At 65.5% G+C, this 10,760-nt stretch carries 10 protein-coding genes; 9 read left to right on the top strand and 1 reads right to left on the bottom strand.

Annotation, left to right across the window (positions count from 1 at the left end):
- The 6 genes from C100_RS36475 to C100_RS36450 all read left to right on the top strand — a co-directional run.
- Positions 1-498: DnaJ C-terminal domain-containing protein (locus C100_RS36475; RefSeq protein WP_024020014.1), on the top strand; the 498-nt coding region annotated here is incomplete at its 5' end.
- 15 nt (positions 499-513) lie between these two features.
- Positions 514-1,479 carry a YihY/virulence factor BrkB family protein gene (locus tag C100_RS36470; RefSeq protein WP_024020013.1) on the top strand — a complete coding sequence of 322 codons (966 nt, stop codon included), beginning with the start codon at positions 514-516 and terminating at the stop codon, positions 1,477-1,479.
- Positions 1,476-2,285 carry an enoyl-ACP reductase FabI gene (fabI, locus tag C100_RS36465; protein WP_031309489.1) on the top strand — a complete coding sequence of 270 codons (810 nt, stop codon included), beginning with the start codon at positions 1,476-1,478 and terminating at the stop codon, positions 2,283-2,285. Before C100_RS36470 ends, fabI begins: the two co-directional genes overlap by 4 nt.
- A 30-nt stretch (positions 2,286-2,315) precedes the next feature.
- Positions 2,316-3,395, top strand: a complete 1,080-nt coding sequence (aroC, locus tag C100_RS36460) for a chorismate synthase (RefSeq protein WP_024020011.1) — start codon at positions 2,316-2,318, stop codon at positions 3,393-3,395.
- A 294-nt stretch (positions 3,396-3,689) separates the two neighbouring features.
- Complete coding sequence (locus tag C100_RS36455) at positions 3,690-5,471, top strand: SLC13 family permease (RefSeq protein ID WP_024020010.1); 1,782 nt, start codon at positions 3,690-3,692, stop codon at positions 5,469-5,471.
- Positions 5,472-5,551: 80 nt separating this feature from the next.
- Complete coding sequence (locus tag C100_RS36450; RefSeq protein WP_024020009.1) at positions 5,552-6,337, top strand: PhzF family phenazine biosynthesis protein; 786 nt, start codon at positions 5,552-5,554, stop codon at positions 6,335-6,337.
- On the opposite strand, the gene C100_RS36445 is transcribed toward C100_RS36450, so the two are convergent.
- Positions 6,334-7,461, bottom strand: a complete 1,128-nt coding sequence (locus C100_RS36445; protein WP_024020008.1) for a serine hydrolase domain-containing protein — start codon at positions 7,459-7,461, stop codon at positions 6,334-6,336. The genes C100_RS36450 and C100_RS36445 overlap by 4 nt on opposite strands.
- 37 nt (positions 7,462-7,498) lie before the next feature.
- Here C100_RS36445 and C100_RS36440 point away from each other — a divergent pair, with 37 nt between their 5' ends.
- Genes C100_RS36440 through C100_RS36430 form a run of 3 tightly spaced genes read left to right on the top strand, consistent with a single transcriptional unit; the run spans position 7,499 to position 10,132 of the window.
- Positions 7,499-7,819: a hypothetical protein gene (locus C100_RS36440; RefSeq protein WP_024020007.1), complete on the top strand. Its 321-nt coding sequence runs from the start codon at positions 7,499-7,501 to the stop codon at positions 7,817-7,819.
- Between the two features lie 51 nt (positions 7,820-7,870).
- Positions 7,871-9,643 carry a DNA helicase RecQ gene (gene recQ / locus C100_RS36435; RefSeq protein ID WP_024020006.1) on the top strand — a complete coding sequence of 591 codons (1,773 nt, stop codon included), beginning with the start codon at positions 7,871-7,873 and terminating at the stop codon, positions 9,641-9,643.
- A gap of 60 nt (positions 9,644-9,703) precedes the next feature.
- A complete protein-coding gene (locus C100_RS36430; RefSeq protein ID WP_024020005.1) occupies positions 9,704-10,132 on the top strand; it encodes a TIGR01244 family sulfur transferase in 429 nt (142 codons plus the stop codon).
- Positions 10,133-10,760 lie beyond the last annotated feature (628 nt).

Genomic DNA, 10,760 nt, shown 5'->3' with positions numbered 1-10,760 from the left:
CGGCTGGCGGTGCAATTCACCGACGCCGCCACTCTGGCGCCGCAGCGCATCACCCTTCAGGATGGCAAGGGCATCGATCTGAAGCTTCCCGCCGGGGTCGAGACGGGCACGCAGATGCGCCTTTCGGGCAAGGGACAGCCGGGGCCGGGTGGCGCGGGCGATGCGATCGTCACGATCGAGGTGCGGCCGCATCCCTTCTTCCAGCGCGATGGCGACAATGTGTTGCTGGACCTGCCCATCACGCTGGACGAAGCGGTGAAGGGCGGCAAGGTCAAGGTGCCGACGGTCGATGGTCCGGTGATGCTGGGCGTGCCCGCCGGGGCGACGTCCGGCAAGACGCTGCGCCTGCGGGGCAAGGGCTTCGTTGGAAAGGATGGGCATCGCGGCGACCAGCTTGTCACCTTGCAGATCGACATTCCGGCGCAGGATCCGGCGATCCAGGCGTTGGTGGAGGGCTGGCAGGACCAAAGGGACGTGCGCGCCCATCTGGGCGTGTGATGCGTTAGGCACGTCATGCCGATGCCGTCCCCCTATTCGCCCGAAGCACGCCGCATGGTGGCGGATCAGGCGCGGGCGCATTTCCATCGGCATATCAATCGCGTCCGCCCCGGATCGCATATTTTCGAGGTGGCGAAGCGAGTCCTGGTCGGCACCTACAGCGACGGGTTCATCCATGCCGGGAACCTCGCCTATCTCTCGCTGATGACGCTCTTTCCCTTCTTCATCGTCGCGGCGGCGGTGGCGAGCATCTTCGGCCGGACGCAGGACGGGATCGCGGCGGTCAATGCCTTTCTCTACACCGTGCCGCGCGGCGTCGCAGACGCTGTGCGTCAGCCGATCAACGATGTGCTGACCGCCCGCACCGGCCCGCTCCTCTGGCTGGGTGGCCTGGTCGGCCTGTGGACGGTGGGCAGCCTGATCGAAACGATCCGCGACATATTGCGCCGGGCCTATGGGACGACCGGCACGAAACCCTTCTGGCGCTATCGGCTGGGCGCCATCGGCATCACCTTGGTCAGCGTATTTGCGGTGATGTTCGCCTTTTCGCTCCAGGTGGCCATTACCGGCATCGACCAGTTTCTGCACCGGATACTGCCCTGGGCGGACGGGGCGATCTCGCTCGTCGCGTCCGCCCGTCTGGTGCCGATGGGGATATTATGCGTGGCGCTCTGGTCGCTTTACGTCGCCCTGACGCCGACCGCCTACAAGGATCCTTGCTTTCCCAAATGGCCGGGGGCTGCGGCGACGGCGCTCTGGTGGTATGGCACGACCATGCTGCTGCCGCCCACCTTGTCGCTGCTGGGCGGCTATGGCCGGACCTATGGCAGTCTGGCCGGCGTGATGATCACGCTCATTTTTTTCTTCCTCGTCGGGCTTGGCGTGGTAATTGGCGCGGAATTGAACGCGGCGCTGGCGGAGTTCCCTGAAGAGGAAGCCGAAGCGCCCGCGCAGGGCAAAGGGAACGGAACGACGGAATGACAGGCTTGATGACAGGGAAGCGCGGCCTCATCATGGGGCTGGCGAACGACAAGTCGCTGGCTTGGGGCATCGCCAAGGCATTGCACGTGCAGGGCGCGGAGCTGGCCTTTTCCTATCAGGGCGATGCTCTGGCGAAGCGGGTGCGTCCGTTGGCCGAACAGGTTGGATCGGATTTCCTGATCGACTGCGACGTCACGGACATGGACAAGCTGGATGCGGCCTTTGCCGAAATCGAAGCGCGCTGGGGCAGGCTCGACTTCGTCGTCCATGCGATCGGCTTTTCCGACAAGAATGAATTGCGGGGGCTTTACGTCGACACCAGCCTCGACAATTTCCTGCTGACCATGAACGTCTCGGCCTACAGCTTCGTCGCCGTCACCCGGCGCGCGCGCGCCCTGATGCCCGATGGCGGCAGCATCCTGACCTTGAGCTATTATGGCGCGGAAAAGGTCATTCCCCATTATAACGTCATGGGCGTGGCCAAGGCGGCGCTGGAAACCAGCGTCAAATATCTGGCGATGGACCTTGGCCCGGAAAATATCCGCGTCAACGCCATCTCCGCCGGCCCGATCAAAACGCTGGCCGCCAGCGGCATCGGCGATTTCCGTTATATCCTCAAATGGAACGAACTGAACTCGCCGCTGCGCCGCAACGTGACGATCGAGGATGTCGGCGGCGCGGGCCTCTATCTGCTGTCGGATCTGGCGTCGGGCGTGACCGGCGAGATTCATCATGTGGACGCGGGCTATAATGTCATCGGCATGAAGGCCGAAGACGCGCCGGACATCGCCCTCGACAAGGGCTGAAGGCACGAACGCGACCGGATCGGGAACAAGATGAGCTTCAACATATTCGGTCGTCTCTTTCGCTTCACCACTTGGGGCGAAAGCCACGGTCCGGCCATTGGCGCGGTGGTTGACGGCTGTCCGCCGGGGCTGGCGCTTTCGGAAGGCGACATCCAGCCCTGGCTCGATCTGCGCAAGCCCGGCACCTCCAAATTCACCACCCAGCGCCGCGAGCCGGATGCGGTCCACATCCTGTCGGGCGTGTTCGAAGGCAGGACCACCGGCACGCCGATCAGCCTGATGATCGAGAATACCGACCAACGCTCGAAGGATTATTCGGAAGTCGCCAAGGCCTATCGCCCCGGCCATGCCGACTATGCCTATGACGCCAAATATGGCTTTCGCGACTATCGGGGCGGTGGGCGCTCCTCCGCGCGCGAAACCGCCAGCCGTGTGGCGGCGGGCGCGGTGGCGCGGCTCGTCATCCCCGAAGTCGACATCTTCGCCTATGTCAGCGAAATCGGCGGCGACGCCATCGACATGCGCAATTTCGATGCGGAGGAGATTGGCCGCAATCTCTTTTTCTGCCCGGATGCTGAAGCGGCCGCGCGCTGGGAAGCGCTGGTCGATGGCGCGCGCAAGGATGGTTCCTCGCTCGGCGCGGTGGTCGAATGCGTCGCCAGCGGCGTGCCGGCGGGCTGGGGCGCGCCGCTCTATGCCAAGCTGGACAGCGAACTGGCCGCGGCGATGATGAGCATCAATGCGGTCAAGGGCGTGGAGATCGGCGATGGTTTCGCCGCAGCGCGCCTGCGCGGCGAACAGAATGCCGACCCGATGCGGCCGGGCAGTGATGGCCCCGTTTTCTTGGCCAATCACGCCGGCGGCATCGCCGGAGGCATCTCCACCGGCCAGCCGGTCAAGATCCGCATTGCGTTCAAGCCGACCAGTTCCATCCTGACACCGGTCGAGACCGTGACCCGCGACGGCGAAGCGTCGGACATCATCACCAAGGGGCGCCACGACCCCTGCGTCGGTATTCGCGGCGTGCCGGTGGTGGAAGCGATGATGGCGCTCGTCCTCGCCGACCAGAAACTGCTCCACCGCGCGCAATGCGGCGAGCAGCCCGGATAGAGCCGCGACGAAGAATCGCGCGGAGGGCTGACACGCCGAACCGCGCCAATCCCGCGCCGAAACCGCAATTCATGCGAGACGACTCGCTCTTATTACGATAGGATGACATTCAACGCCCGCGGGAGGGCGTGCGGCAGCGCGTAAGCCTGGGGAGCGTCACCACGCTTTGCGAGGATTGACGGTCAAAACGTCCCCTGAACGCCGCGACACGGGCCAGCCATGCAACCATGGCTGGCCCATTTCGTTCAGGGGGGCTAAAGCGCGGATTCTAGCGTTCCAGGGGGCCACCGCCAGATGCATTTCATGACCGCGCTTTTGGGTATTTATCGCGCGGAAATCGGCCTCATCATTCTGGCCCTCATGTTTGTGGAGTTCGTCCGCGAACGCTACTCCCCGACGGTCGTATCGGTCCTGGGGGCCTGCGCCTATGCGGCACTCGGCCTGTTGGACGAAAAGGGGCTTTTTTCCGTATTCTCCAACAGCGCGCCGCTGACCATCGGGGCGATGTTCGTCCTGGCGGGCGCGCTGATCCGCACCGGGACCATCAATCGTGCCGCGGACTTCGTGATGAAGCGGGCGGAAAAACATCCGCGCCTGGCGATCGTGGAGGTCATGCTGGGCGCGACGGTGGCCTCGGCCTTCCTCAACAACACGCCGGTCGTCGTCGTGCTGATCCCGATCATCTTCAAATTGTCGCAAGTGACGGGCGTGCCGCTCAAGAAGCTGATGATGCCGCTCAGCATCGTCGCGGTGTTGGGTGGCTGCATCACGCTGATCGGAACGTCGACCAATCTGATCGTCGCGGGCATTGCGGCGGATCAGGGCATGGTGCCGTTCGGCATTTTCGACATCGCCCCCTATGGCGTGGCGGGCACCGTCGCGGGATTGCTGGCGCTGGTTGGCCTGTCCTTTCTGCTGCCCAGCGACCCGCCGGCCATTTCCGGTCAGGATGGCGGCAATGCGCAGGATTATCTGACCGAACTGGTGGTGCCGCATGACAGCGAATATATCGGGCGCGAAATCGGTTCGCTCACCATATTCGGTCGGTCGGCGGCGCTGCTCGGGCTCAAACGCGCCGGCGACATCAAGCGCGGCGACCTGTCGCAGGAGGAATTGCACGCAGGCGACCGGCTGATCGTCCGGGCCGACGGCACCGCGATCATGACATTGCGCGAATCGAGCCATTTCGAACTGGGCATCGCCGCCGATTCGGAAACATCCGGGCGTGAAGGCACGGTGATCGAGGCGATGGTGGCGCCCAGCCACCCCTCGATTGGCGACCGACTGGCCGACATTCCCTTTCTCCACGCCTTGCGCGTGCGCATCATCGGCATCAACCGGGCGCGGCACCTGCCCGGTCCCAATCTGGCCGAAGCGCGTATCCGGGGCGCGGACCGGCTGCTGATCGCGGGCAGCGACGATGCGATGCGCTCGCTGCGCGACAATCCTAACCTGATGGGCGTCGACATCAGCCGCACCCGCGCTTTCCGCCGCAACAAGGCCTGGATCGCGATCCTGGCGATGGCGATGGTCATCGCGCTGTCGGCCTTCAATATCGTCGGCATCGGGCTGGCGGCGATCATCGCGGTAGGGGTGATATTGGCCACGCGCTGCATCGACGCGGAAGAGGCATGGGGGGCGATCGACGGTGACGTGCTTGTCCTGATCTTCGCGATGCTGGCGGTCGGCGTCGCGCTGGAGCAGGCGGGCAGCGTCACGATGATGGTCGGCTGGATCACCCCATTGATGCAGGTCGCGCCGCCCTGGGCTTTGGTCTTCATCATCTATTTCGCGGCGCTGATCCTGTCCGAACTGCTCAGCAACAACGCCGTCGCCGCCCTGATGACGCCGATCGTGATCGCGCTGGCGCATCAGCTGAATGTCGACGCCCGCCCGCTGGTGATTGCGCTGATGATCGGCGCATCGGCCTGTTTCGCGACGCCCATCGGTTATCAGACCAACGCATTGGTCTATGCGGCGGGTGATTATCGCTTCGCCGATTTCGTCCGCATCGGTGTGCCGCTCAACATCATCGTCGGGCTGACCGTCTGCGTGGTGCTGGCGCTGCTGGGCTGAGCGGCCAATCGAATGCCGGCGGCCCTGTTCGTGTTGCGTGCGCTGGGGCATTTCCGCGGGACATCAGGAGTATCCGCCCCATGACCAGCCTGCCTTTCACCCAGGTCGATGCCTTCGCCGACGCGCCCTTCACCGGAAATCCGGCGGCGGTGATGCCGCTCGATGCCTGGCTCGACGATGCGACGCTTCAGGCGATCGCGGCGGAGAATAATCTCTCCGAAACCGCCTTCACAGTGGCGACGCCCGATGATGCGGAGGCCGACTACGCGCTGCGCTGGTTCACGCCCACGGTCGAGGTCAAGCTGTGCGGCCATGCGACGCTGGCGAGCGGGCATGTGCTGATCGCCGGGAGCGCCGTCCGGTTCCGCACCCGCCATGCCGGCATATTGACCCTGTTGCGTCAGGGCGAGCGCTATGCCCTCTCGCTCCCCGCCTGGACGATGGCGCCGCGCGCGCTGCCCGACCTTGTCGCCGGCCTTGGCGGCCAGCCGCTGGAATCGCATTGGCGCGACGGGGGGTACAGCCTCTTCCTCTTCCCCGACGCCGCCGCCGTGCGGGCGCTTGCCCCCGATTTCGCGGCCCTGAAGGCGCAGGGCGATATAATGCTGATCGCCACCGCGCCCGGCGAAGACAGCGACATCGTCAGTCGCGTCTTTGTGCCGGGCGGCGGCGTGGATGAAGACCCGGTGACCGGCTCGGCCCATTGCCTGCTCACCCCCTTTTGGGCGGAACGGCTGGGCAAGAGGGAGATCAGCGCCGTTCAGGCTTCGGCGCGGGGCGGGCGGCTCGGCTGCACGCTGGACGGCGACCGGGTGATCCTGACCGGCGCCTGCCGCACGGTGATCGAGGGACGCTTCCTGCTCTAACCGGGGAACAGCCCGACCAGCCCGGCCAGCGCCGCGCGCACCGCGCGGCGCTGCTCCTTCTTTGGCGACATGCCGATCCGCACCACCGTCAATCGCTGCGACGGCGAAATCAGAATATATTGCCCATTATGCCCGACGCAGCCGAACAGGCTTTCGGGCGCCTGCCCCGGCACCAGCGCACTTTCGCTGCTGGCCCGGTTCAGCCACAGATGCAGGCCATAGGCCGGATTGCGCCGCGACGGCGTGGTCATCAGGTCGATCCATTTTTCCGGCAATATCTGGTGCCCCTTGGGCGTCCGGCCGCGCCGCCGCAGCAGGTCGCCGAACCGCCCATAATCGCGCGCGGTCATATGCAGGATGCTGCCGCCGATCATCGTGCCGTTGGCATCATATTCGGGCGTCAGGCTAGGCAGGTTGCCCGGCGCCTTCAGCCGCCCGTCGATGAACATCTGCATCGCCCGCCGCCGCACCGCGGGATCGTCGCTGTTGGTCAGCATCCGCGTCATCAGGTCGGACAGGATCATCGTGCCGCCGGTCGAATAGGCGAATGTTTCGCCCGGCGCATGGGCCAGCGGTTTGGCCTCGGCATAGGCCGCCATGTCCTGCGCGCCGCCCAGGAACAGCATCCGCACCGTGTCGCCCTCCGTGATCGGCTCTCCATCCTCGACATGGTCGACGCCCGAACTCATCGTCAGCAACTGGCGCAGCGTGATCTGGCCGCGCGGGTCGCCCGGCTGGCTCCACGCCGGCACCGGCACCGGCGCGTCCAGCGCCAGCCGCCCGTCCGCGACCATCAGGCCGACCAGCACCGCCGTCACGCTCTTGGCCATGGACCAGGACAATAATTTCGTGTCCGGGCCGAAACCGGGCGCATAGCGTTCGGCGATCACCTTGCCGTCGCGCATGACCAGCAGCGCGCGGGTCTGGCCCATCTGATCCTCGTCGAACAGCGGGTCGATCGCGGCGCGCAACGCGCTTTCCCCGACCACCGCGTCACTGGCGACCGCATAGAGTGGCGCGGGCGCCTGCTGCGCGGCACGGCCGGCGAAGCTTCCTGCAACCACGAGCGCGGCAATGCCCGCGCCCCACCCAAGACGCTTTACGATTCGACTTTCGATCTGCATAAGCCGGCGCCCTTACACGCAGGCAAGGAAAAGGACCATGGCGGTTCGGCGGAAATGGTGGATCGGCGCAGGATTGCTGATCCTGATCCTGGCGGGCGTGCTCGCCTGGAACTGGGCGAGCCTTAGCGCGCGGGCGCGTCTGGGGGCGGCCTATGGCGCGCGCATCGGTTGTTCCTGTCGCTATGTCGAGGGGCGGACGATGGGCAGTTGCGCCGAAGACAAGGAACCCGGCATGGCGCTGGTGCGGCTGACCGACCGGCCGGAAGAGCGTGCGGTGGAGGCCAGCGTGCCACTACTCGCCCGCCGGACCGGCCGGTTCCGGCCGGGCTGGGGCTGCCTGCTCGACCCGACGGAATGAAGCGCGACGCAGCACTGGCCCCCGTGCGCGCCAGTCGCTAAGGCCATGCCCATGGCGCGCGACATCCCCACGCTTCTTCACGACATATTCGGCTTCACCGCATTTCGCGGCGTGCAGGATGAGGTCGTCGCCCGGGTCATGGCGGGCCGGCCGACGCTGGCGATCATGCCGACCGGGGCGGGCAAGTCGCTCTGTTACCAGTTGCCCTCCGTGGCGCTCGACGGGTGCTGCGTCGTGGTGTCGCCGCTGATCGCGCTGATGCACGATCAGTTGCGCGCGGCGCAGGCGGTGGGCATCCGCGCCGCCAGTCTGACCAGCGTCGACAATGACTGGCGCGAAACGCAGGATCGCCTCCGCAACGGCGACCTCGACCTCCTCTATGTCGCGCCGGAGCGGGCGAGCGGGGAGGGGTTCCGCACCCTGTTGCGCAGCGCGAAGCTTGCGCTCTTCGCCATCGACGAAGCCCATTGCGTGTCCGAATGGGGGCACGACTTCCGCCCCGATTATCGCCTGCTGCGCCCGTTGCTGGACGAATTTCCCGATGTTCCGCGCCTCGCGCTGACCGCGACGGCGGACGCGCACACGCGCAAGGATATTCTCGTCCAGCTCGGTATTCCCGAGGATGGGCTGATTATCTCGGGCTTCGACCGGCCCAATATTCGTTACGCCGTCCATCCGCGCGACGGGCTGACGCGCCAGCTTGCCGATTTGCTGGCGAGTGAGACCGGCCCCGGCATCGTCTATGCGCCCACCCGCGCCGCGACCGAAAAGCTGGCCGAGGCGTTGGGCCGGGCCGGCCGGCCGACGCGCGCTTATCATGCCGGCATGGACCCGGCCCAGCGCGCCGCCAACCAGGCCGCCTTCATCGGCAGCGAGGATATGGTGATGGTCGCCACCGTCGCCTTCGGCATGGGTATCGACAAGCCCGACGTGCGCTTCGTCGCCCATGCCGGGCTGCCCAAATCGATCGAGGGCTATTATCAGGAATCGGGCCGTGCTGGCCGCGACGGCGAACCGGCGGTCGCGCACCTTTTCTGGGGGGCGGAGGATTTCGCCCGCGCCCGGATGCGCATCGCCGAACTGGAGGCCGCGCGCCAGCAGGGCGAGCGCGCGCGCATTGCGGCGCTGGGCGCTCTGGTTGAAACCGCGACTTGTCGCCGCGCCATATTGCTGCGCCATTTCGGCGAGAATCCGCCGCCGACCTGCGGCAATTGCGACAATTGCCTGTCGCCGCCCGCCAGCGTCGATGCGACCGAAACCGCGCGCAAATATCTCTCCGCCGTCTATCGCACCGGCCAGAGCTTCGGCGCGGGACATATTGAGGCGGTGCTCACCGCCGCGTCCAACGACAAGGTGCGCGAGCGGGGGCATGACCGCATTTCCGTCCACGGTATCGTCAGCGGGGAGGAAACGGCGCTGCTGCGCCCGGTTCAGCGCGCGCTGCTGGTCCGCGACGCGTTGGAAACGACCGAACATGGCGGGCTGATGCTCGGCCCCAATGCCCGGCCGATCCTGCGCGGCGAGGAAGAAGTGCGCATCCTGATGCCGCCCAAGCGTGAACGGCGCAAACGCAGCGGCCGCAACGGCGCTGACGCCAATCCGGTCGGCGATCCGCTGTTCGACGCCCTGCGCGCCTGCCGCCGTGAACTGGCGCAGGAACAGGGGGTGCCACCCTATGTCATCTTCCACGATTCGACCCTGCGCGAAATGGCCGAGCAGCGTCCGTCCAGCATCCGCGAGATGAGCCATATCAGCGGCATCGGCCAGAAGAAGCTCGATGCCTATGGCGATGCCTTCCTCAGCGCCATCCGCCCGTTTCTGTAGCAGCAAACTCTTGAATCCCGCGATGCCGGAGCGCATGGCTTGCGCAAAAGGAGAAGCCTCATGTTCCGCAAGCTCACCGACCGCATCCTCGTGTCCCCTCAGATCAGCGTTGATCAGGTGGAAGAAGCCAGGGCGCAGGGCGTGACGATGATCGTCAATAATCGCCCCGATGACGAGGAGCCGGGCCAGGTCAACGGGGCGCAGATCGAAGCGGCGGCGCTCAAGGCGGGGATCGACTATCTCGCCGTGCCGGTGGCGCATGGCGGCTTTGCGCCCTGGCAGCTCGACGGCATGGCGCAGGCGCTCAGCCAGATGGGTGATGGCAAGCTGCTTGCCTATTGCCGCTCGGGCACGCGCAGCACTTTGCTCTGGGCATTGACCCGCGCGCGGGCGGGTGATGATGGTGACGTGCTGGCGGCGCAGGCAGCGGCGGCCGGCTACGACATCGGCCCGGTGCGCCAGATCATGGACGCGCTCAAACCGCAATAAGCGCGACTGAGGCGTGATTTAGGCGGAGGCAAGACAGTCTTTGACCCTCCCCAAGCTTGCTTGGGGAGGGGGACCGCCGCAGGCGGTGGAGGGGAAAATGCGCTGACCTCACCTCATCGCCGCTCCACGATGCAACGCATGGCCCCTCCCCACGCCTGGGGAGCAGGGCCGATTTTCAGGGCCACAACTGGTCGCTTGCGGCTCAATCGGCGCCTTTTAGCTGGAAATTCGGGATGGAAGCTGCCAGACTCTCCCTACAAATGGGGCGGGGCTAGTGAAACTGCTTGGATTTTTTCTGGCTCCAGTGCCGGCTGCTATAGGTGGTGCTACGGTATCTTGGGCAAGCGGCGGCTTCCCTCGTCCATTGTCGTTGGCGATCTTCTATTTACTATTATTGTATGGAAGCCAGATTTTCTTTGGGGTGGCAATCCGGGCTTATCTTCTACGAACCGGCCGCAGCTCTGTAATGCAATTCGGAGCAGGCGGATTGCTTATGACGAGCGTCCCCTCAGCTCTATATCTGGTTTGGGCAACAACGAAGCATCCGGCATCTTTCGTGAACGCCTTGTTCGTGTTCGCCCTGTGGTCAGCCCTCGGTGCCCTGACAGGCCTTTGCTACTGGTTTCTG

The sequence above is a fragment of the Sphingobium sp. C100 genome, assembly GCF_000508185.1.
In the GTDB taxonomy this organism is placed as follows: Bacteria; Pseudomonadota; Alphaproteobacteria; order Sphingomonadales; family Sphingomonadaceae; genus Sphingobium.
Note: the sequence above shows the minus strand (reverse complement) of the source record. Positions and strands in the feature narration are given on the sequence as shown.

Coding starts and splice junctions, on each gene's coding strand:
- C100_RS36470 (WP_024020013.1), top strand. CDS start 514: ATGCCGATGCCGTCCCCCTATTCGCCCGAAGCACGCCGCATGGTGGCG.
- fabI (WP_031309489.1), top strand. CDS start 1,476: ATGACAGGCTTGATGACAGGGAAGCGCGGCCTCATCATGGGGCTGGCG.
- aroC (WP_024020011.1), top strand. CDS start 2,316: ATGAGCTTCAACATATTCGGTCGTCTCTTTCGCTTCACCACTTGGGGC.
- C100_RS36455 (WP_024020010.1), top strand. CDS start 3,690: ATGCATTTCATGACCGCGCTTTTGGGTATTTATCGCGCGGAAATCGGC.
- C100_RS36450 (WP_024020009.1), top strand. CDS start 5,552: ATGACCAGCCTGCCTTTCACCCAGGTCGATGCCTTCGCCGACGCGCCC.
- C100_RS36445 (WP_024020008.1), bottom strand. CDS start 7,461: ATGCAGATCGAAAGTCGAATCGTAAAGCGTCTTGGGTGGGGCGCGGGC.
- C100_RS36440 (WP_024020007.1), top strand. CDS start 7,499: ATGGCGGTTCGGCGGAAATGGTGGATCGGCGCAGGATTGCTGATCCTG.
- recQ (WP_024020006.1), top strand. CDS start 7,871: ATGGCGCGCGACATCCCCACGCTTCTTCACGACATATTCGGCTTCACC.
- C100_RS36430 (WP_024020005.1), top strand. CDS start 9,704: ATGTTCCGCAAGCTCACCGACCGCATCCTCGTGTCCCCTCAGATCAGC.